We start from the raw sequence: 21,654 nt of genomic DNA, 5'->3' as shown, positions 1-21,654 counted from the left end.
GCGCAACCGTGTCCGCGCAGGCTGCGCGCGGCAGCGTTTACGCAGGCTGCTGCGCCGCGGAGATGCGCTCGTTGCGGAGCGCCTCGTACCAGCGGTCGTCGATCGGCGGCAGCGCGTTCACGTCGAGCGCCAGCTTCAGCAGCAGGTCCGCGATCAGCGGGTTGCGGGCGAGCACCGGGCCGTGCATGTACGTGCCGAACACGGTGTCGTTGTACGCGCCCTCGGTGCCGTCGCCGGTGCCGTTGCCCTTGCCGAGCGAGACGCGGGCGAGCGGGCGGGCGGTCGGGCCGAGGTGGGTGATGCCCTGGTGGTTCTCGAAGCCGGTCAGCGGGGGCAGACCGAGCCGCGGGTCGATGTCCCCGAGGACGTCGCCGACACACCGCTCGCCCTCGCCACGCGTCGTCGTCACGTCCAGCAGACCGAGACCGGGCTCACGCTGGCCGAGGTCGTTGACGAACTCCTGGCCCAGGATCTGGTACCCGGCACACACCGCGAAGACGATCGCGCCGTTCTGCACCGCCTGGTACAGGTGCCCGTCGCGGCGCAGCCGCTCCGCCGCGAGCCGCTGCGGCCGGTCCTCGCCGCCGCCGATGAGGTAGATGTCGCCGGAGGTCGGGATCGGCTGGTCGCTGCGCACGTCGAGGCGTGCCACGTCGAGACCGCGCTGCCGGGCGCGGCGCTCGACGACGAGGGCGTTGCCCTGGTCGCCGTAGGTGCTCAGCAGGTCCGGGTAGATCCACACCAGCCGCAGTTGGTTGTCGCTCATGGAAACGTCCTTAGTGGTCAGTTGCCGACGCGGCGGCGCAGGTCCTGGAACGCGGTGTAGTTCGCGATGACCTCGATCCGGCCCGGCGGCGCCTGCTGCACGGCCTGGTCGAGGTTCTCGCACACCTGGAAGTGCTGGTTGGCGACCTCCAGACGCACCGCGAGGTCCAGCTTCCGGTCACCGACGACGAAGATCGGGTGGCCGGTCAGACGCGTGTAGTCGACGTCCCACAGCCAGGAGGTGTCGGTGCCGTCGGCACCGCGCGCGTTCACCGAGAGGATCACCGGGGTGGGCGGCGGATCGATCAGGCTGAACGTCTCGAGCCAGCCCGCGGGGTTCTTCGCGAGCAGCAGCCGCAGGTCACGACCCTGGAACTGGACGACGTCATAGCGACCGGCGACGGCCTGCACCTGGTACATCCGCTCCAGCGCCACCTGCGGCGGCACCCCGAAGACGGCGGCCACGGCGGCCGAGGAGGCGGCGTTGGCCTTGTTGGCGCGGCCCGGCAGCTGGAGGTGGATCGGCCAGGCGGACCCGTGCGGGTCGAGCACGTGGTCCCCGGACAGCGCCCAGCTCGGCGTCGGACGCCGGAACCCGCACTCGCCGCAGAACCAGTCGTCACCGGGCCGCTGCATGACACCACCGCAGGACGGGCACGACCAGGCGTCGTCCTTCCACATCTGCCCGGCGGCGACCCAGATCACGTTGGGGGAGGAGGAGGCGGCCCACACCACCAGCGGGTCGTCGGCGTTCGCGACGACGACGGCCTTCGAACCGGCAAGCCCCTCACGCCAGTTCTCCGCGAGCATGCGGGTCTCGGCGGCGCGGTCCAGCTGGTCGCGGGAGAGGTTGAGCAGCGCGATGCACTTGGGGGCGGTGTCCCGGGCCACGCCCGCGAGGTACTTCTCGTCGACCTCGATCACGCCGTAGCGGGCCTCGGAGCCGCCCGCGAGGGCCGAGGTGATGCCGGCCGGCATGTTGGCGCCGAGCGCGTTGGACACGACGGGACCGGCGGCGCGCAGTGCCTCGGCGATCAGCCGCGTGGTGGTGGTCTTGCCGTTGGTCGCCGAGACGAGGATGACGTCCAGGTTCTGGGCGAGCCGGGCGAGGAGGTCGGGGTCGAGTTTGAGCGCCACCCGGCCGCCGATCACCGAACCGCTGCCGCGCCCCGCGGCGCGCGACGCCGCCGCGACCGCTTTGCCGGCGGTCACGGCGATCTTGGCCCGCGGCGTGAGCGGGTCCGAGTTGCCTGCCATCAGTTCTCGATCCTCCTTGCGTACGCGCCGCGCCTCTGCCGTACGGCAACGTGGTGGGTGGTCAGCCTATCGAGATCCATTCGCACTCCCGAATCCCGGCACCACCTCACGCCCGTGTGCGGCATGCGCGTGTCAGAAAGGACCGTACCCTTGCCGCCATGCGACACGGCTCCATCCCGGGCGCCCACGGGCGCGTCCGGCCCCTCTCCCTGCTCGGCGACCCCGTCCTGCACACCCGCTGCGAGGACGTCACCGACTTCGGCCCCGAACTCGCCCGCCTGGTCGAGGACATGTTCGCCACGATGTACGCGGCCCAGGGCGTGGGCCTCGCCGCGAACCAGGTGGGCGAGCCGCTGAGGGTCTTCGTCTACGACTGTCCCGACGACGAGGACGTCCGCCACCTGGGCCATGTGGTGAACCCCCGGCTGCTGGAGGCGGACGGCATCGTCCTGCGCGGCCCGGAGGGCTGTCTGTCCCTGCCGGGTCTGGAGGCGGGCACGGAGCGCCACGACCACGCGGTGGTCGAGGGGTTCACGATGACGGGCGAGCCGATCACCGTGCACGGGACCGGATTTTTTGCCAGATGCTTGCAGCACGAGGCGGACCACCTGGAGGGCACGGTGTACGCGGACCGCGTGACGGGGTGGCGCAAGAGGAAACTCACGCGCCAGGTCGCACGGGCCGCCTGGAGCCGGGAGGCCGGTCCCGCCTAGGGCGGGGGTGTTGCCGTACGGCGGGCCGGGTGGGCGCGAGCGCCCACCCGTGTCCCGGGCCCGGCGGGCGAACGTCAGAACCCGGGTCCGCCGAGCTTGTCCCCGGCCGCCGCGAGGCGACCCCACAGCAGATCGGCCAGACTCCGCACCAGCTCCGCACGGGTGCAGGGCCGCTCGCCCAGCCACCAGTCCCCGGCCGCGTGCATCATGCCGACGATCCCGTGTCCCCACACCCGGGCCAGCTGCTGGCTGCCGGGTCCGAGGTCCACCCGGTCCTCGATGACCTGGGCCAGCTCCTCACCCATCCGCCGGAGCAGCGGCGCCGAGTGCTTGCCCACGTCGAAGCCCTGCTCGCCCGGCGACCCGTCCGACGGATGCATCAGGAACCGGTAGACCTGGGGCCGGGCCTCGATCGCCGCGAGGTAGGTGTCCAGCGTGGCCTCCACCCGTTCGCGCCGCTCGGCGGGAGCGTCCAGCGCGGCCCGCAGCGAGTCCAGCAGCGCGTCCGTGTGCCGTTTGGCGAGCGCGGCGTAGAGTCCGCCCTTGTCGCCGAAGTGCCGGTAGAGGATCGGTTTGGTGATGCCCGCCTCCGCCGCGATCGCGTTCATCGAGGCCTGCGGGCCGTCGCGCAGCACCACCCGGTCGGCGGCCTCCAGCAGCTCGCGCCTTCGGCGGTCGGCGGACCGTTGCTGCTCGGTCCGCTGCGTGGTGTCCATGAGCTCTCCCCACCCGTGCTGATTCGGTGACGCCTGCGCAAACTAACACCTGGCAGCAGCCTGACATCGAACGGGCCGGGGGGCTCCCGGGCCGTCAGCAGGAGTTGACTTTTCCTACCGACCAGTAACAGACTCGCGTTACCGCTAGTAACATGCACGTTCCGCCCTGGAGGGGACATGGCCGAGTTCACCATGGAGCTCAACGACGAACAGAAGGAGGTCCGGGACTGGCTGCACGGCTTCGCGGCCGACGTCATCCGCCCCGCGGCCGCCGAATGGGACGAGCGTGAGGAGACTCCCTGGCCGGTCATCCAGGAGGCCGCCAAGGTCGGCATCTACTCCCTCGACTTCTACGCGCAGCAGTACTTCGACCCCACCGGCCTCGGCATCCCGATGGCCATGGAGGAGCTGTTCTGGGGCGACGCGGGCATCGCCCTGTCGATCGTGGGCACCGGCCTCGCCGCCGTGGGCGTTCTCGCCAACGGCACCGAGGAGCAGATCGGCACCTGGATCCCCCAGATGTACGGCGACGCGAGCGACGTCAAGGTGGCCGCCTTCTGCTCCTCCGAGCCCGACGCCGGCTCCGACGTGGCCTCCCTGCGCACACGTGCCGTGTACGACGAGGCCAAGGACGAGTGGGTGCTCAACGGCACCAAGACCTGGGCGACCAACGGCGGCATCGCCAACGTCCATGTCGTCGTCGCGGCCGTGGACACCGAACTCGGCTCCAAGGGGCACGCCTCCTTCATCGTCCCGCCGGGCACCCCGGGTCTCGCCCAGGGGCAGAAGTTCAAGAAGCACGGCATCCGCGCCTCGCACACCGCCGAGGTGATCCTCGACAACGTGCGGATCCCCGGTTCCTGCCTCCTCGGCGGCAAGGAGAAGCTGGACGAGCGGCTGGCGCGGGCCCGGGAGCGGGCGAGGACGGGCGGCGAGCGCGTGAAGAACGCGGCGATGGCTACCTTCGAGGCGTCGCGGCCGGCGGTCGGCGCCATGGCGGTCGGCACGGCGCGTGCCGCGTACGAGGTGGCCCTCGACTACGCCAAGACGCGTGAGCAGTTCGGCCGCCCGATCATCGACAACCAGGGCGTCGCCTTCCAGCTCGCGGACATGCGTACCCAGATCGACGCCGCGCGGCTGCTGGTCTGGCGCGCGTCCTGGATGGCGATCAACGGAAAGCCGTTCACCGCCGCCGAGGGCTCGATGTCCAAGCTGCACGCCAGCGAGACCGCGAAGCAGGTCACCGCGCAGGCGATCCAGATTCTCGGCGGCAACGGCTACACCAGGGAGTACCCGGTGGAGCGCATGCACCGCGACGCGGCCATCTACACGATCTTCGAGGGCACGAGCGAGATCCAGCGTCTGGTGATCGCCCGCACGCTGTCGGGGATGCCGATCCGCTAGAGCGCCGGACGACGGCGTGATCCGGCCCCCGGGGAGGACCCCCGGGGGCCGCTCCCGTCCCGGGACTCCCCATCCGACCTCCGGTAAGAGATCATTCACTCTTCAACCGAACAGTCCTGGGGGGACCATGAGCAACGAATTCACGCCACCGCCGATGCCCGGCTACGGCCCGCCGATCCCGGCTCCGCCGCAGCCCCTGCCGCCCAAGAAGACGACCACGGTCCTCATCGCCGTGGCCGCGGCCGTGGTCGCCGCGGTCCTGGCATCCGCCGTCACGATGAGCGTCACCGGGGACGGTGACAAGGGCACGGAGGCCGCTCCCACCGTCACCGTCACCGAGACGGAGTTCGCGGACGGCGACGCTCCGGCAGCCGAGACGGACGCGGGCGACGAGCCGGCGGCCGAGGAGACCGAGGACGGCGCCTACGCCCTCTCGGACACCGTCGCCTACGAGAACGACGTGGAGATCAGCCTGTCCAAGTTCTCCCGGGGCGTCTCCCACGACTACGCGTCCCCCGAGAACACGCCCTACGTCAAGTTCACGATCAAGGTCCTCAACAGCTCGACGAGCACCTTCGACGCCACCAGCATGACCGTGAACTGCGCCTACGGCGACGAGGGCAAGGAGGCCGAGGCCATCTTCGACGACGGTCTCGACGGCACCCCCGACACCAACATCCTGGCCGGTCGCTCCCTGTCGTTCTCCTGGGGATGCGAACTCCCCAAGCGCGAGAAGTACCTCCAGATCGAGGTGGCTCCCGACTTCGACTCCGAGACGTCCATCTTCGCGGGCAACGTGAAGTAACGCCCTGGGGTGCCGTTCGGCGGCACCCCTCAGGGGTGCCCCCTACGGCGCACCCCCGCTGCTGTGCGCGATGCACGCCACGTCGATCCGGTCGGCCAGCTTCGCGAGCTCGATGGTCAACGCGGCGACGGTGTCCTCGTCCAGCCCGTCCGCCCCGGCCTCGACGAGATGCAGCCATCGACCGCCCAACGTGCGGAGCAGCTTGCTCACGTCGGCCGCGGCCACCTGCAAGGTCCCGCGGTCATCGACGATCAGAGGCAGAGTCACTTCGCGGTTCACATCCGGGATCGTAGCCGCGCGGCGCTCACGCACCGTGCCAAACCGTGGTGATGTTGCAGAACTCCCGGATTCCGTGCCCGGACAGCTCACGGCCGTACCCGGACCGCTTCACCCCGCCGAACGGGAATCCCGGATGGGACGCGGTCATCCCGTTGACGTACACGGCGCCGGCCTCCAGGTCCCGTACGAAACGGTCCACCTCGGCCTCGTCCCGCGTCCACACGTTGGAACTCAGGCCGAACGGCGAGTCGTTGGCGATGAGCACCGCCTCGTCCAGGTCGGCCGCCCGGTACAGCGTCGCGACCGGCCCGAACGCCTCCTCCCGGTGGATGCGCATCTCGCGGGTGATCCCGGAGAGCACGGTCGGCGGGTAGTACCAGCCCGGCCCGTCGGGCCGTTCGCCCCCGCACAGCACGGCGGCGCCGAAGCGGCGCGCGTCGTCCACCAGCTCCTCCAGGTCCGACCGCCCCTGCTCGCTCGCCAGCGGCCCGACGTCGGTCTCCTCCTCCAGCGGGTCGCCGACCCTCAGCGCCGCCATGCCCGCCACGAACCGCTCGGTGAACGCGTCGTACACGTCCGTGTGAACGATGAACCGCTTGGCGGCGATGCACGACTGCCCGTTGTTCTGCACGCGCGCGGTCACCGCCACCTGCGCGGCCCGGTCGACGTCCGCCGACGGCATGACCACATACGGGTCGCTGCCGCCCAGCTCCAGCACCGTCTTCTTGATCATCTCCCCGGCGGTGGCGGCGACCGCCCGGCCGGCCGGCTCGCTCCCGGTCAGGGTCGCCGCCTTCACCCGCTCGTCGCGCAGGATCTCGTCGACCGCGCCCGAGCCGATGAGCAGCGTCTGGAAACAGCCCTCGGTGAAGCCGGCCCGGTGGAACAGGTCCTCCAGGTACAGGGCGGTCTGCGGGACGTTCGAGGCGTGCTTGAGCAGGCCCACATTGCCCGCCATCAGCGCCGGCGCGGCGAACCGGACCACCTGCCACAGCGGGAAGTTCCACGGCATCACCGCGAGCACCGGGCCCAGCGGCCGGTAGCGGACCAGGGCGCGCGCGGCGCCGGAATCCTTGACGTCGACGGCGGACGGCTCCTCGTCGGCGAGCAGTTCCGCCGCGTGCTCGGCGTACCAGCGCATCGCTTTCGCACACTTCGCGGCCTCCGCGCGCGCCTGCTTCACCGGCTTGCCCATCTCGGTGGTCATCACCCGGCCGATGTCCCGCTGGTCCTCCTCGAGGAGGTCGGCGGCCCGGTTGAGCAGGCGGGCGCGTTCGGGATACGTCGTCGTCCGGTACGTACGGAACGTGGCCTCCGCGAGCTGGAGCCGACGCTCCAGCTCCTCCTCGCCCATGGCCTCGTACGTCTTGAGCGTCTCGCCGTTCGCCGGGTTCACCGTCGCGATGGGCATGACCGACCTCCTGAAGAGCTGACTGTGCTTCGACCTTCCCGCGCCGGACCCGGGGCCGCAACGCGGCAGATGTGCGTGCCAGACCATGCGGCCCCGGGGTGGGCCGAAAGACGCGTCCCTAGGCCGAGTGCTCCGCCAGGCGGTCGAGAAACGCGGCCTGTGCCGTGACGATCACCTCGCGGGCCCGGTCGAGCCCGAACCAGGCCACCCGGTCCAGCTCCGGGAACTCCTGGGTCAGGCCGGATCTCGGCGGCCACTCCATGGTGAACGTGCCGGGCGCGATCGCCGCCGGGTCGAGGTCCGCCTCGATCGCCCATGCGGTGACGACCTTGCCGTTCGTCTGCCGGACCTCGCCGAGGTCGATCGCCTCGCCGTCGGGCGGCGGCAGGCCCAGCTCCTCCCGGAACTCGCGGCGGGCCGCCTCCCAGGCCGGTTCGTCGGGCTCGTACTCGCCCTTCGGGACGGTCCACGCCCCGGCGTCCTTCTTCGCGAAGTACGGACCGCCCATATGGCCCAGCAACACCTGTGGACCGTCGTCGGTGTGCCGGAACAACAGCAGGCCCGCGCTGCGCTTGGGCGTCGCGGGGGTCACGGGTGCACCTCCGGGTGGGCGGCGAGCAGGGTCTCCACGGTGTCCGCCTCCTCCGGGCGCTTGTCCTCGCGGTAGCGGAGGACGCGGGCGAAGCGGAGCGTGACGCCGGCCGGGTAGCGGGTGGAGCGCTGAAGGCCGTCGTAGGCGATCTCCACGACGAGTTCGGGGCGTACGGTCACCACGTAGCCGCTCTCGTCGACGGCCAGTTCCCTCAGGCGCTCGGTCTGCCAGGTGAGCAGGGCGTCGGTCAAACCCTTGAAGGTCTTGCCGAGCATGGCGAAGCCGCCGTCCGCGGTGCGGGCGCCGAGGTGCAGGTTGGAGAGCTTGCCGGTGCGCCTGCCGTGGCCCCACTCGGCGGCCAGCACCACCAGGTCGAGCGTGTGCACGGGTTTGACCTTCAGCCAGGACGCGCCGCGCCGGCCTGCGCTGTAGGGCGCGTCGAGGGCCTTCACCACGACTCCCTCATGACCGCGCAGCAGGGTCTCCCTCGCGAACTCCTCCGCGGCTTCGACGTCCTCGGGCCCGGACACGACCGCGCGGCGCACCCGCATCGGCTCGGGCACCAGCCGGGCCAGCTCCGCGTGCCGTTCGGCGAAGGGCAGGTCGAGCAGGTCCCGGCCGTCCACGGACAAGGCGTCGAAGAAGACGGGGGCGACGGGGACCGCTTCGGCGGCCGCCGTCACATCCACCCGGGAGCCGACCCGGCCGGCCGTCTCCTGGAAGGAGCGGGGGCGGCCCGTCCCGTCGAAGGCGATGACCTCGCCGTCCAGGATGAACCGCGACCCCGTCAACCGCCGTGCCGCGTCCGTCACTTCGGGCAGCCGGTCGGTGATGTCGTCGAGGGTGCGGGTGTAGAGGCGGACGTCCTCGCCGTCGCGGTGGACCTGGACGCGGATCCCGTCCAGCTTCTCCTCCACCGCGCAGACGCCGAGCTTGCCGACCGCCTCGGCCACGGCGGACGCGGTGTGCGCGAGCATCGGCAGGACCGGCCGGCCGACGGTGAGCCGGAAGGCCTCCAGCGCCGCAGGTCCGTCCGCGAGCAGCGCCTGCGCCACCGTCCGCAGCGACCCGGCCAGCATCACCGCCCGGCGTACGTCCGTGGCGGGCGCCCCGGTCGCCTGCGCCAGGCCCTCCACGGCGACGGCGTCCAGCGCGCCCTGCCGGACCTCGCCGGTGATGAGGCCGAGCAGGAAGCGCTGTTCGTCCGCGGTGGCCGCTCCCATCAACTCACCGACCAGACGCGTCCGTTCGGCCTGCGAGCCGGTGCCCGACACCTTGCCGAGCTCGGTGAGCCGGGCGTCCACCTCCCGCACGGTGAGGGTCGGCCCGTCGGCCGGGGCGACCGGCCGGCTCAGCACCTTCCAGCCGACGCCCAGCCGGCCCTGGGGGAGCCGTCCGGCCAGATAGGGGATGACGATCGGCACGTCGTCCGCCTCCGCGTCCCGGAAGAGTTCGGCGAGCAGGGCGATCTTGCGGGAGCGCGCCGAGGTGGCGGCGACCTCCCGGGACACGTCGGCGAGCCGGGTCAGCAGCATGCAGCCATGGTGCAACGCCGACGGCCGGGTTACATCCGCACCGCCGCCCCGTCCGCGTGGGCCGCCTCGGCCGCGACGGCCCGGTCGAGGTCTGCCATCAGCAGCTCCCCGTTGATCGCCGCCCCGGCCCGGTAGCCACGGCTGGCCGCGTTCACGACCTGCTCGGCGAAGCCCGACGCGTTGCCGGCCGCCCACAGGCCGGGCACGGTCGTCAGGCCCCGCCCGTCGACCACGGGGTATGTGCCGAAGGGGGTCTCGCTCATCTCGGCGCCCAGCCGGGCGAGCAGATCCGTCCGCGGCACCGCCCGGGGCGCCACGAACACCACCTCGCGGTCGTACACCTGCCCGTCCCGGAGCCGGACCCCGGTGAGCCGGTCGTCCTCGACGACCAGCCCGGCCACCTCGCCGGGGACGACACGCACGCCGGCCGCGGCCAGCCTGCGCAGGTCCTCGTCGGTCGGCTCCGTCTCGGCGACCGTGTGCAGGAAGAGGGTCACGTCCTTCGACCACTGGGACACCATCAGCGCCTGGTGGACGCTCATCGGGGTGCTCGCGAGTACGCCGAAGGCCTGGTCGCGGACCTCCCAGCCGTGGCAGTAGGGGCAGTGGAGCACGTCCCGGCCGAAGCGCTCGGCGATGCCCGGGACCCGCGGCAGCTCGTCCTTCAGGCCGGTCGCGACGACGAGCTGCCGGGCCCGCACGGTCCGGCCTCCCCCGGAGGGGGTACCGCCGGCGAGCCGTACGGCGAAGCCCTCACCCCGGGTGACGTCCACCGCCCGGTCGCGGACCAGTTCCACGCCGTACCGCGCGATCTCCTCGCGGCCGACGGCGAGGAACTCGGCGGGTGACATGCCGTCCCGCGACAGATAGCCCTGCATATGGGCGGCGGGCGCGTTGCGCGGCTCACCCGCGTCGACGACCAGTGTGCGGCGCCGGGCCCGGCCCAGGACGAGCGCGGCGGACAGGCCGGCGGCACCCCCGCCGACGACGATCACTTCGTATGCCTCGGTCTTCTCGGTCACGGTGACCACCTCCGCGACCACGGTCGCCGGGCGTGCTCGGGATTGACAAACATATTTGCCGCTTCGGCAATATGGAGGCATGACGACCGATGAGGTACTCGCGGAGGTCGGGCCGAGGCTGCGGCGGCTCCGGAAGGAGCGGGAGGTGACGCTCGCGGCGCTGTCCGAGTCGACCGGCATCTCCGTCAGCACCCTCTCGCGGCTGGAGTCCGGGCTGCGCAAGCCCAGCCTGGAGCTGTTGCTGCCGATCGCCCAGGCCCACCAGGTGCCGCTGGACGAGCTGGTCGGGGCGCCGCCGGTGGGGGATCCGCGGGTGCGGGCCGAGCCGATCGTGCGGCACGGACGCACCTTCTGGCCGCTCACCCGCCAGCCCGGCGGACTCCAGGCGTTCAAGGTGCTGGTACCCCGCAGCGACGAGGAGCCCGAGCCGCGCACCCACGAGGGCTACGAATGGCTGTACGTGATGTCCGGGCGGCTGCGGGTGGTGCTCGGAGAGCACGACGTCGTGATGGCGGCGGGCGAGGCCGCGGAGTTCGACACGCGGGTGCCGCACTGGTTCGGGTCGACGGGGGAGGGGCCGGCCGAGTTCCTGAGCCTGTTCGGACCGCAGGGTGAGCGGATGCATGTGCGAGCGAGGCCTCGGAAGGGGTGACAGAGGCGACTCTTCGTCCGTCGTCTGTTCCCTCCTGGCAAGCGACCGCTTAGTATGCGAATCGAACCGGTCGGAACGCCGGTCGGACGACGCAGTCCCGTGGAGGCTCCGCATGCAGGCATGGCAGGTGCACGAGAACGGCGAGCCGAGCGAGGTGATGCGGCTCGAGGACGTGGAGCGGCCCACGCCCGGCGACGGCCAGGTCCTGCTCAGGGTGCGTGCCGCGAACATCAACTTCCCGGACGTGCTGATGGTCCGGGGGCACTACCAGGTGCGGCCCCCGCTGCCGTTCACACCCGGTGTGGAGATCTGCGGCGAGACCGAGGACGGCCGTCGCGTGATCGCCAACCCGGCGCTGCCGTACGGCGGTTTCGCCGAGTACGCCGTCGCCGACGCGGCCGCCCTGCTCCCCGCGCCCGAGTCGCTCGACGACGCCGAGGCCGCCGCGCTGCACATCGGCTACCAGACGGGCTGGTTCGGTCTGCACCGCAGGGCGCACCTGGAGGCCGGCGAGACGCTGCTCGTCCACGCTGCCGCCGGAGGGGTCGGCAGCGCGGCCGTGCAGCTCGGGAAGGCGGCGGGCGCGACCGTCATCGGCGTCGTGGGCGGCGCCGAGAAGGCCGCCGTGGCCCGGGAGCTGGGCTGCGACGTGGTGATCGACCGGCGGGCCGAGGACGTCGTCGGAGCCGTGAAGGAGGCCACCGGCGGCCGGGGCGCCGACGTGATCTACGACCCCGTCGGCGGCGAGGCCTACACCCAGTCCGCGAAGGTCGTCGCCTTCGAGGGCCGGATCGTGGTCGTCGGCTTCGCGAGCGGGACCATCCCGAGCCCCGCGCTGAACCACGCCCTCGTCAAGAACTACTCGATCCTCGGCCTGCACTGGGGCCTGTACAACACCAAGAACCCGAAGCTGGTCCAGCACTGCCACGAGCAGCTCACCGAGCTGGCCGCCCGGGGCGCGATCCGGCCGCTGGTGAGTGAGCGCGTACCGCTCGACGGGGCCGCGGCCGCCGTGCAGCGGGTCGGCGACGGCGTCACCACAGGCCGGGTCACCGTGGTGCCCACGCTGGAGAACGGAGCCACCGCATGACCATCGACGCAGCCGAACTCCAGCGCCGCACAGCTGAGTTGCTGGCCGCGCACCCACCCGCGACCACGGACCGGCTCGACTTCCTGAAGGCCCGCTTCGACGCGGGGCTCGCCTGGGTCCACTACCCGCAGGGCCTCGGCGGACTCGGCGCGCCCCGCTCCCTCCAGGTCGTCGTGGACGCCGAGCTGGAGGCCGCGGGCGCCCCCGACAACGACCCGCGCCGCATCGGTATCGGCCTCGGCATGGCCGCGCCGACGATCCTGAAGTACGGCACCGAGGAGCAGAAACAGCGTTTCCTGCGGCCCCTGTGGGTGGGCGAGGAGGTCTGGTGCCAGCTCTTCAGCGAGCCCGGCGCCGGCTCCGACCTGGCCGCACTCGGCACCCGCGCCGTCCGTGAGAGCGGAGGAGACTGGGTGGTCAACGGGCAGAAGGTGTGGACGTCCAGCGCCCACGTCGCCCGTTGGGCCATCCTCATCGCCCGCACCGACCCGGACCTGCCCAAGCACGCGGGCATCACCTACTTCCTCTGCGACATGACCGACCCCGGCGTCGAGGTCCGGCCACTGCGTCAGGTCACCGGTGAGGCCGAGTTCAACGAGGTGTTCCTCACCGACGTCCGCATCCCCGACGCGCACCGCCTCGGCGAGGTCGGTGACGGCTGGCGGGTCGCGCAGACCACGCTGAACAACGAACGCGTCGCCATCGGCGGCATGCGGCTGCCCCGCGAGGGAGGCATGATCGGCCCGGTCTCCGGGACCTGGCGCGAGCGCCCCGAACTGCGCACCCATGATCTGCACCAGCGCCTGCTGAAACTGTGGGTGGAGGCCGAGGTGGCCCGCCTCACCGCCGAACGCCTGCGCCAGCAGCTCGTCGCGGGCCAGCCCGGCCCCGAGGGCGCCGGCATGAAGCTCGCGTTCGCCCGGCTCAACCAGGAGATCAGCGGCCTGGAGGTCGAACTCCTCGGCGCGGAGGGTCTGTTGTACGACGACTGGACCATGCGCCGCCCGGAGCTGGTGGACTTCACCGGCCGGGAGGCCGGATACCGCTACCTCCGCTCCAAGGGCAACAGCATCGAGGGCGGGACCAGCGAGGTCCTGCTGAACATCGTCGCCGAGCGCGTCCTGGGCCTGCCGTCCGAGCCGCGCACCGACAAGGACGTCGCCTGGAAGGACCTGGCCCGATGAGCGCACAGCCCGATCTTCTCTACTCCGAGGAGGAAGAGGCGCTGCGCGCCGCCGTCCGTGACCTGCTCGCCGACCACTGCGACGCGCCCGGAGTCATCGCGCGTACGGAGTCGGACGCGCCGCACGACCTCGCGGCCTGGAAGGCGCTCTCCGACGGCATGGGCCTCGCAGGCCTGCTGGTGCCCGAGTCGCTGGGCGGTCAGGGTGCCACCCATCGAGAAGTCGCCGTGGTGCTGGAGGAGTTGGGTCGTGCCGTCGCCCCTGTGCCGTATCTGACCAGTGCCGTCGTCGCCACCGAGGCGCTGTTGGCCCTCGGGGACGAGGAGCTGCTCGGCCGGCTGGCGTCCGGGCGGTCGATCGGCGCGCTGGCGGTCGGGCTGCACACCGCGCCGGGGGCCGCCGTCCAGGCCGTGCACGTCGAAGGAGGCCTCCTCCAGGGCGAGTTGTCCGGCATCGCGGACGCGGCCGCCGCCGACGTGCTGCTCGTGCCCGCGGACGACGGCGGTCTGTACGCGGTCGACGCCTCGGCCGTAACCATCACCCCGCAGGTCTCCCTCGACCTCACCCGCCCGCTCGCCACGCTCACCTTCGCCGACGCCCCCGGCCGCCGCCTCGGCGACGCCGAACCCGCCGTCCGCCGTGGTCTGCGGGCCGGTGCCGGACTACTCGCCTCGGAGCAACTCGGTCTCGCCGAATGGGCGTTGACCGAGACCGTGCGCTATCTGAAGGAGCGCAAGCAGTTCAACCGGCCCGTCGGCGGCTTCCAGGCGATCAAGCACCGGCTGGCCCAGCTCTGGCTGGAGGTCGTCAACCTCCGGGCCGTCGCCCGGGGCGCGGCCGACGCGCTGGCGAGCGGTGAGGACGCCGACCTCGCGGTGGCCGTCGCCCAGGCCTACGCGGCAGGGGTCGCCGTGCACGCCGCCGAGGAGGCGCTCCAGCTGCACGCGGGCATCGGCATGACGTGGGAGCACCCGATCCACCTGTACCTCAAGCGGGCCAAGGCCGACTCGATCGCCTACGGCAGCGCCGGTGCCCACCGGACCGCCGTGGCCGAACTCGTCGATCTGCGGGCCCCCTGACCGTCACCCGGTGAAGCCCGCCCCATCTGGGGCGGGCTTTTTCGTGGCCCTGGCCGGAAGGAGTGAACAAGCGGCGGCGGTCCGGCCAACTCCTGGCATGTACAGGTTCATTGCGGCTCGTACAGCCCCATACTCCCTGTGGTCCCGACCCGCCCCACAGGGAGGAACAACATGGCTCTCGTCACCCGCCGCAGAGTTCTCACCGGCCTCGGCGCCACCGTCGCCGCGGTGCTCGCCCCGCCCGCCGGCAGCGCGTTCGCCGACGGACAGAGGCACGGCCCCCGCCCGCTGTGGCGCGCCCACGCCCACAACGACTACGAGCATCCCCGCCCCCTCCTCGACGCCCTCGATCATCGCTTCGGCAGCCTCGAGGCCGACATCTTCCTCGTCGACGGCGAACTCCTCATCGCCCACTCGGCGGACCAACTCGACCCCACCCGCACCCTGGAGTCGCTCTACCTCGCCCCGCTCGCCGCCCGTGTGAAGGCCAACCACGGCTCGGTGTACCGGGGTCACCGGCAGCCCCTTCAGCTGCTCATCGACATCAAGACCGAGGGTTCCTCGACGTATCTCGAACTCGACCGGCAACTCAGGCGCCACAAGGGCCTGTTCACCACCTACGCGCACGGCCGCGTCCACCCCGGACCGGTGACCGCCGTCATCTCCGGCGACCGCGCGGCCCGTACGCCCATGGAGGCCCAGAGCGTCCGCCGGGCCTTCTACGACGGCCGACTGGCCGACCTCGGCACCTCCGACTCCTCGTTCGCCTCGCTGATCAGCGACAACTGGACGCTCAACTTCACCTGGCTCGGCGTCGGGGCCTTCCCCGAGGCGGAACGGCAGAAGCTGCGGAGCATCGTCGGCGCGGCCCACGCACGCGGCCAGCAGGTGCGGTTCTGGGCCACGCCCGATCTCGCGGGCCCCGCCCGGGACGCGCTGTGGGCCGAACTCCTCGCCGCCGACGTCGACTACCTCAACACGGACGACCTGGCGGGCCTGGAGGCGTTCCTCGACGCCCACCGGACGGCGTAGCGGCACTCGCTGACACCACTCGTTCGGCGGACAGGTCAGCCGCACGGACGAACCCTCCGTTAGGCCACACTTGCGGCCGAACGCCGTTAAAACGGACGTGTCGGAGGAGGTTGACGGTGGCCATTTCGATTTCCGCGGTGCTGTTTCTGCTGGTCCTGGCGGTGATCTTCATGCGCAACGGCGGACTGAAGGTCTCCCACGCGCTGGTCTGCCTGCTGCTCGGGTTCCTCCTGGCCGGCACCGGCATGGCCCCCACCATCCACAGTGGCCTCACGGCGACGGCCGACATCGTCGGCAGCCTTCGACCGTGAGGCCACTGCGGGGTCACCCATGACCTGGGCGACTACTTGGTGAAGACCCCGATGCCGTTCGCCACGGGGCGCTCGTACCCGTCGGACGGGTGGTTGCGGACCGTCACCTTGGTCGAGCCCGCGGGACGGGCCACCAGGGTCGACGAGCCACCGCCGTCCAGACTGAAGCCCTCGGTCGCGCCGAGGCTCTTCAGGGCGGCGGCGACCTCGGCGATCGTCAGCCCCTTGCGGTACGCGGTGGCACCGTCCAGCGCGAACAGGTACACCCGCTTCCCGCCGTTGCCGATGCCGACGGCCGTACGCACCGCCGAGACCGACCCGTCCAGGCCGGACAGCGGCTTGGCGGCCGACAGGATCGGGTAGCCGCCCACGGCGAAGCTGTACGCGGACTTCGACGCGGCCGTCAGCCCGTAGCGCACCGCCACCGGCTGGCCCTTGACGAGCTTCTTCAGGCGCGCAGCGCCCGCCTCCCGCCCGACGAGGACCGTGGTGCCGGCCGTGATGGTGCCGCTGCCGGGCGTGGTCGACGTCGACACCACCCGGCCCTTCTTCACCGTCACCTCGTAGGTGCTGGTGCTGCACGCCGCGGCCCGTTCGGTGTCCGTGCCGCAGGTGGCCCGCTTGCGCGAGACGCTGCCCCAGTCCGAGGTGTACGCGCCGATGGAGTTCTCCGCCAGCGCGTACTGGTTGACGCCGCCCAACGGCAGCCGTCGCCCGAGGACGCTGACCGTTCCGTTGAGGGACAGGCTGTCCACCCGGGCCTTGCCGTCGGTGCCTACACCGACCACGGCCTTGGTGTTCGTGCCCGGCGGGAGCGCGGGCCCGAACCGCTGCCCGTTCGGGACCGCGCCCTTGAGCGCCTTCCCGTTCACGACCGCCGGCCCCACGCTCGCCCCGGTCGCCGCGACGCCCGGGTGCTGCGTCTCGCTGATGTTGAAGAAGTCGCCGTTGATGCCGGCGACGGCCTTCTGGCTGTTCGCCAGCGAGGAGATCGCCGCGCGGGACGCGACCGCCCCCGGGTACAACAGCCCGAGGCGCACATGGGTGTTGCTGAGATCGACGCTGAGCACATGCACATGCGTCGTCCCGGCGGCCGCCGGCAGGTCGTACTGTCGGTACGCCACGCCCGCCGCCACGGTGGTCCAGGTCGCGGCGTCGGCCGGGGCCGCCCCCGCGAGCGCCGCCCCGGCCATCGTGCCGAGCGCGACGAGCAGCGTCACAGACTTTCTGCGCACCCCGAACCGCTTCTGATGTCGTGTCACAGACCCCCCTGGGTAGTTTGGGCCGCAACTTTCTCATGACCTGCGGGAACTCCCGCCAGGGGGGTGAGCGGGAACACCCCCGGAACGGGTGAGGAAACGCACGATTCCGGGTGGCTTGCACCGCCGTTCGACCGCGCCGCCCGACTCCTTGTGCTATTCGGTCGCCCGAGCGGTCATGCTCGGGGCGGCATAACAGCGCAGGGACACCGTCCGTGGAGCCACGATCGGTACGTGTGTGCCGGATGAAATCTGATCGACTTCCATATGAACGTCCACCCGTGAAAAGGTGTCTCGCGGGTTAAATGAAGAAGCCGCCCCCTCTCTTTCGCCGACGCGGCCGGCGCCACCGTTCCCGGTCTTTGCCGGAATGGGATTGATCTTCATTGGCGCGGCCTGTCCGGCATTCAAACGGAGGTGCCGGTTCCTCTCTTGATGCGACGTGACGAAATGCTTCGTCCGATTCAGTGCGTATGGCAGGAGAGGAGGGTATTCGGATATGTCTTGCATGCTTCCTTCCGCCCAATGACCAGTCAATTTTTCCGCAGAAATAGTCAGTTGACGACCCACCCGGGTCACGCTTTCCTTTGCTGAGTTTTCTTCGGCGCCGCCGTCACGAGCCCCGACCGGGCCCTTCGTGCGCGCGGGCCGACAGGCCAGGGAATGGCGGGGTGGGGCATACCGATGGGCAGCACACGACACAGACCGAGAATGCGCACGACGGTGGCGGGGGCACTGTCGGGATTGCTGCTCGGCGGACTTCCCGTCCTGCCGCTGGCTCCCGCCGCCGCGGCGCCGGGCCAGGACGCCTCCGCAGCGTCTGCGGCAACGCGGGCGTCCGCGCAGGCGGTGGCCACCGGGAAGCCGGTCGAGGTGGTCTCCGAGCGCACCGAGTACTCGACCACGTACGCCAATCCGGACGGCGCCACCTTCAACCTCAAGCAGTCGGTCGTCCCCGTCCGGGTGGCACAGCCCGGTGGCGCCTGGGTGCCGCCCGACGCCACCCTGACCCGTCGTGAAGACCAGCGGATCGCCCCGAAGGCGGCTGTCGCCGGTGTGTCGTTCTCCGGCGGCGGCGACGGCAAGGACCTGGTGAGCATCACCGAGGACGGCCACACCCTGGCGGTGGGCTGGCCCGGTTCGCTGCCCGCTCCCACGCTGGACGGCGACTCGGCCGTCTACGCGAACGTCCTGCCGGACGTGGACCTGCGGATGACGGCGACCACCGAGGGCTATCGCGAAGTCCTCGTCGCCAAGACGGCTCAGGCCGCCGCGAACCCGGCACTGACCGCGCTGCACCTGCCGGTGCGGGCCGACGGCCTGGTGCTGAGGGAGGGCGCGGGCCAGTCCTTGCAGGCGGTGGACGACAACGGCGTCACCGTGTTCCGGGCCCCGACGGCCCGCCAGTGGGACTCCGCGGGCCATGACGGCACCACCGCCCCCGCCACTCAGGCCAAGCCCTCGGGCTCCTCCTCGGCCAAGACCGCCTCGACGACGTCCACGAACACCGCGTCCGCCGTGGCCGCGGCGGACGGAGACACCCAGGCGGCCGGATCCGCGGCCGAGGGCGACGAGTCGGGTGTCACCGACCCGGCCGAGGGCCCCGGTGACGGCGCCACCGCCGTTCCGCTGGACATCTCGGTCACCCAGAGCGCCATCACCGTCGTCCCCGACGCCGGTCAGCTCAAGGACGAGGACACCGTCTACCCGCTCTACATCGACCCGGACGTCTCCTGGTCGGAGTCCGAGCGCACGGTGCTCTCCTCCGACGGCGACGCCTTCTACAACTTCACCGGCGGCGACGAGGGCAAGGGGGTGGGCCTGTGCTCGATCTACTACACCGGCGGCTTCGGCTACCCCTGCACCACCGGAACCCCGTACAAGCAGCGCATGTACTTCGAGTTCTCGCCGTCCGCGCTGAAGGGCAAGAAGGTGCTCGACGCCACCTTCCGGGTGACCGAGCGCTGGTCGATGTCCTGCACGGCCACCGTGGTGCAGCTGGTGCGCACCGGTGACATCTCCTCCTCCACCCGCTGGCCCGGTCCCACCGCCAACTGGGACATCATGGGCGACCGCACGGTGTCCGCGGGCCGCGGCTCCAACTGCGACCCGAGCCAGCCGGCGAAGCCGATCGAGTTCAACGACGACCCGAGCCAGTCGTACGAGAACCTGACCAAGACCGTGCAGTCCTTCGCGGCCGGTGACATGTCCCGGCTGACACTGATGCTCAAGGCCGGCGACGAGGGCGACCCCAACGGCTGGAAGCGTTTCGACGACGACGCCGTCCTGGACGTCGACTACGTCGGTGTCCCGGCGCCGCCGACCAGCCCCGGCGTTCTGTCCGGCAGCGGCACCACCTGCGAGACCGGCGAGACGGACCCGGCGATCATCTCCGACCCGACCCCCGACTTCCTCGCCAACGTCCAGACGGAGTCCGGCGGGGAGAGCGGCGCCACCCTGCGTGCCCACTTCGTGGTGCAGAGGAAGAACACCGACGGCAGCTGGACCACGGTCACCGAACCCATCCGTCCGTCCAGCGGCTTCGTCACCGACAACGCCAAGGTCCAGGTGACCTCGCCGCTGACCTTCACGGACGGGGCCCTGGCCCGGATGTCGGCCTGGACCCGGTCCTACTGGAGCGGGGACGACCACGCGATCGAGTCGACCCACAGCTCGGTGACGACCAAGGGCTGGTGCTACTTCAAGGTCGACACCACCGCGCCGAAGGCACCCACCGTCACCACCGACGGGACGTACAGCCTGTGCACGGCCAACGCCTGTGCCGCCGGCGGCGGACCGGGCCAGGGCGGGAACTTCTACTTCAAGCCCGCCACGGGTGACACCAACATCGCCGGTTACGAGTACCGGCTGCCGACCTGGCCCACCTGGCACTCCGTCACGGGCTCCGCGCCGACGAGGCTGATCACGCCGGAGCTGCCCGGCACGCAGATCCTCCAGGTCCGTGCCAAGGACAACGTCGGCTCCGGGCGCCCCGGCGCGACCACCAGCTTCCTGTTCAAGGTCGCGGAGGGCGAAGGAGCCTCCGGACGCTGGCACTTCGACGACGCGGCGCCCGGCTCCGGAGTGGTCACGGCGGCCGACTCCGCCACCACGGCCGGCACCCGCCACCCCCTGACCTTCCACACCGCCGGCGCGGGCTTCTCCAGCCTGGCCCGCCGGGGCGACCTGGACCGGTCCTTCTGGCTGGACTCCTCCGTGGCCGCCAACCAGACCGCCTGGGCCGACACCGCGTCACCGGCGATCAACACGCAGGCCTCCTTCTCCGTCTCGACCTGGGCCTATCTGACGGAAGGCACCGACTACCACTGCATCGCCTCCCAGCAGAACTCCGACAACACCGGCTGGTCGCTGTACTACTCCTCGGGCATCCAGCGCTGGGTGTTCCTGTGGTCCTGGTACGAGAACGGCGTGCGGAAGTACATCGGCGCCAACGCCTCGGCCCAGGGCGTGCCCCTGAAGGCCTGGACGCACGTCGGCGGGGTCTACAGCGCCACCGACCGCACCATCACCCTCTACGTCAACGGCCGCCCGCAGGGCACCCCGGTGGCGTTGGGGACCTCGGGCAAGCCGACCACCAGCGACGGCGCCCTCCAGGTCGGGCGAGCGGGCTACAGCGGCGGGTTCAACAACTACTGGCGCGGTCGCATCGACGAGGTCGCGGTGTTCCAGCGGGCCCTGTCCGACAGGGAGATGGCCCAGGAGGCCGGCCTGATCGACCCGGACACCGGCAGCACCGCCGTGGAACTGGTCGGCGCGTGGAACCCGGACGGCGCCACCGGCAGCACCCTGGCCGACTCGGTCAGCGGCTACAGCCGGACCATGACCCTCAGCGGCGGCGCCACGCTCGACGGTGAGGCCGTCTCCCTGGACGGCGTCGACGACGCGGTCACCGTACCCGGCCCGGTCGTGGACGACACCGGCTCCTTCACCGTCACCACCGAGGTGGAACTCGACGGCGCCGCCCTGGCGGGCAAGAGCGCCGGATACAGCGGACAGGTCGTCGGCCAGCGCACGGCCGACGGGTCCGCCTGGGGCCTGTGGTTCAACCAGACCGGTACCGAACAGGTCCCGCAGGACGACGGAACCCTCAAGGACGTACCCGTCGGGTACTGGCGCTTCGGACGCCTCGCGGCCGACGGCAGGACCTACACCGCCGTCAGCTCCGAAAGCACCGCCCTGACCGACGAACGCGTCCGGCTGACCGGCGCCTACAACGCCCAGGACGGGACGATCAGCCTGTATCTCGACGCCACACCCAACGACGTGCCGACCGCCTTCACCGCGGTCGCCGGAAACGGGGACTTCTCCGCCGGCCGGGCCTACGTCAACAAGGCGTGGGGCAACTACCTGCCCGAGAAGATCAGCGATCTGCGGATCTGGGTCGGGGCACCTGCCAACGACATGCAGGTGGAGAACATGATCGGCGGCTAGCCGCCGTCGGGGCCCGGCCGCGAGGGCCGGGCCCCTACCAACCGCCGGGCCGGGCCGCGCCGCGCCGCGACCCGGCCCTCCGGCGTCCGGCGAACT

General features: G+C 71.4%; 19 protein-coding genes. 10 read left to right on the top strand and 9 right to left on the bottom strand.

Annotation, left to right across the window (positions count from 1 at the left end; genetic code table 11):
- Window positions 1-37: 37 nt before the first annotated feature.
- Together G9272_RS07950 and G9272_RS07945 are read right to left on the bottom strand one after the other, a co-directional pair.
- Window positions 38-766: a type 1 glutamine amidotransferase gene (locus tag G9272_RS07950; RefSeq protein WP_171395882.1), complete on the bottom strand. Its 729-nt coding sequence runs from the start codon at window positions 764-766 to the stop codon at window positions 38-40.
- Window positions 767-783: 17 nt separating this feature from the next.
- On the bottom strand, window positions 784-2,022 hold the full coding sequence (locus G9272_RS07945) for a MurT ligase domain-containing protein (protein ID WP_057601976.1): 1,239 nt from the start codon (window positions 2,020-2,022) through the stop codon (window positions 784-786).
- Between the two features lie 158 nt (window positions 2,023-2,180).
- Between G9272_RS07945 and def the strand changes: the two genes are divergently transcribed.
- Complete coding sequence (gene def / locus G9272_RS07940; protein WP_171395881.1) at window positions 2,181-2,735, top strand: peptide deformylase; 555 nt, start codon at window positions 2,181-2,183, stop codon at window positions 2,733-2,735.
- Window positions 2,736-2,809: 74 nt separating this feature from the next.
- On the opposite strand, the gene G9272_RS07935 is transcribed toward def, so the two are convergent.
- Window positions 2,810-3,451: a TetR family transcriptional regulator gene (locus G9272_RS07935; RefSeq protein ID WP_020131608.1), complete on the bottom strand. Its 642-nt coding sequence runs from the start codon at window positions 3,449-3,451 to the stop codon at window positions 2,810-2,812.
- A gap of 177 nt (window positions 3,452-3,628) precedes the next feature.
- On the opposite strand from G9272_RS07935, the gene G9272_RS07930 reads away from it, so the two are divergent.
- Together G9272_RS07930 and G9272_RS07925 are read left to right on the top strand one after the other, a co-directional pair.
- Window positions 3,629-4,855: an acyl-CoA dehydrogenase family protein gene (locus G9272_RS07930; protein ID WP_171395880.1), complete on the top strand. Its 1,227-nt coding sequence runs from the start codon at window positions 3,629-3,631 to the stop codon at window positions 4,853-4,855.
- 127 nt (window positions 4,856-4,982) lie between these two features.
- A complete protein-coding gene (locus tag G9272_RS07925) occupies window positions 4,983-5,660 on the top strand; it encodes a hypothetical protein (RefSeq protein WP_171395879.1) in 678 nt (225 codons plus the stop codon).
- A 42-nt stretch (window positions 5,661-5,702) separates the two neighbouring features.
- On the opposite strand, the gene G9272_RS07920 is transcribed toward G9272_RS07925, so the two are convergent.
- From G9272_RS07920 to G9272_RS07900, 5 genes are all read right to left on the bottom strand, one after another.
- Complete coding sequence (locus G9272_RS07920) at window positions 5,703-5,939, bottom strand: DUF6213 family protein (protein WP_028807142.1); 237 nt, start codon at window positions 5,937-5,939, stop codon at window positions 5,703-5,705.
- Window positions 5,940-5,964: 25 nt separating this feature from the next.
- The gene (locus G9272_RS07915; RefSeq protein WP_171395878.1) at window positions 5,965-7,350 is read right to left on the bottom strand and encodes an NADP-dependent succinic semialdehyde dehydrogenase; all 1,386 of its coding nucleotides are present in this window, start codon (window positions 7,348-7,350) and stop codon (window positions 5,965-5,967) included.
- A 118-nt stretch (window positions 7,351-7,468) separates the two neighbouring features.
- On the bottom strand, window positions 7,469-7,942 hold the full coding sequence (locus G9272_RS07910; protein ID WP_171395877.1) for an NUDIX domain-containing protein: 474 nt from the start codon (window positions 7,940-7,942) through the stop codon (window positions 7,469-7,471).
- Window positions 7,939-9,477 (bottom strand): ATP-dependent DNA ligase, encoded by a 1,539-nt coding sequence (locus tag G9272_RS07905; RefSeq protein ID WP_171395876.1) that lies wholly within the window; start codon window positions 9,475-9,477, stop codon window positions 7,939-7,941. Before G9272_RS07905 ends, G9272_RS07910 begins: the two co-directional genes overlap by 4 nt.
- Window positions 9,478-9,506: 29 nt before the next feature.
- Window positions 9,507-10,508: an NAD(P)/FAD-dependent oxidoreductase gene (locus G9272_RS07900; RefSeq protein ID WP_171401900.1), complete on the bottom strand. Its 1,002-nt coding sequence runs from the start codon at window positions 10,506-10,508 to the stop codon at window positions 9,507-9,509.
- 70 nt (window positions 10,509-10,578) lie between these two features.
- Here G9272_RS07900 and G9272_RS07895 point away from each other — a divergent pair, with 70 nt between their 5' ends.
- From G9272_RS07895 to G9272_RS07870, 6 genes are all read left to right on the top strand, one after another.
- Window positions 10,579-11,151: a helix-turn-helix domain-containing protein gene (locus G9272_RS07895; RefSeq protein WP_171395875.1), complete on the top strand. Its 573-nt coding sequence runs from the start codon at window positions 10,579-10,581 to the stop codon at window positions 11,149-11,151.
- Window positions 11,152-11,263: 112 nt separating this feature from the next.
- Entirely contained in the window at window positions 11,264-12,241 is a 978-nt protein-coding gene (locus tag G9272_RS07890) for an NADPH:quinone oxidoreductase family protein (protein WP_171395874.1), read from the top strand.
- On the top strand, window positions 12,238-13,425 hold the full coding sequence (locus G9272_RS07885; protein ID WP_171395873.1) for an acyl-CoA dehydrogenase family protein: 1,188 nt from the start codon (window positions 12,238-12,240) through the stop codon (window positions 13,423-13,425). The genes G9272_RS07890 and G9272_RS07885 overlap by 4 nt, the downstream gene beginning before the upstream one ends.
- Window positions 13,422-14,504, top strand: coding sequence for an acyl-CoA dehydrogenase family protein (locus G9272_RS07880; RefSeq protein WP_171395872.1), 1,083 nt, complete (start codon window positions 13,422-13,424; stop codon window positions 14,502-14,504). The genes G9272_RS07885 and G9272_RS07880 overlap by 4 nt, the downstream gene beginning before the upstream one ends.
- Window positions 14,505-14,675: 171 nt before the next feature.
- Window positions 14,676-15,536 (top strand): phosphatidylinositol-specific phospholipase C/glycerophosphodiester phosphodiesterase family protein, encoded by an 861-nt coding sequence (locus tag G9272_RS07875; RefSeq protein WP_171395871.1) that lies wholly within the window; start codon window positions 14,676-14,678, stop codon window positions 15,534-15,536.
- A gap of 116 nt (window positions 15,537-15,652) precedes the next feature.
- A complete protein-coding gene (locus G9272_RS07870) occupies window positions 15,653-15,847 on the top strand; it encodes a hypothetical protein (RefSeq protein WP_171395870.1) in 195 nt (64 codons plus the stop codon).
- Between the two features lie 32 nt (window positions 15,848-15,879).
- Here the strand turns inward: G9272_RS07870 and G9272_RS07865 are convergent, their stop codons facing one another.
- Window positions 15,880-17,109 carry a phosphodiester glycosidase family protein gene (locus G9272_RS07865; protein WP_171395869.1) on the bottom strand — a complete coding sequence of 410 codons (1,230 nt, stop codon included), beginning with the start codon at window positions 17,107-17,109 and terminating at the stop codon, window positions 15,880-15,882.
- Between the two features lie 708 nt (window positions 17,110-17,817).
- Between G9272_RS07865 and G9272_RS07860 the strand changes: the two genes are divergently transcribed.
- Complete coding sequence (locus G9272_RS07860) at window positions 17,818-21,558, top strand: LamG domain-containing protein (RefSeq protein ID WP_171395868.1); 3,741 nt, start codon at window positions 17,818-17,820, stop codon at window positions 21,556-21,558.
- Window positions 21,559-21,654 lie beyond the last annotated feature (96 nt).

Source organism: Streptomyces asoensis (assembly GCF_013085465.1).
Classification (GTDB): domain Bacteria; phylum Actinomycetota; class Actinomycetes; order Streptomycetales; family Streptomycetaceae; genus Streptomyces; species Streptomyces cacaoi_A.
The sequence above is the reverse complement of the archived record's forward strand: the minus strand, read 5'-3'. Positions and strand labels throughout refer to the sequence as shown.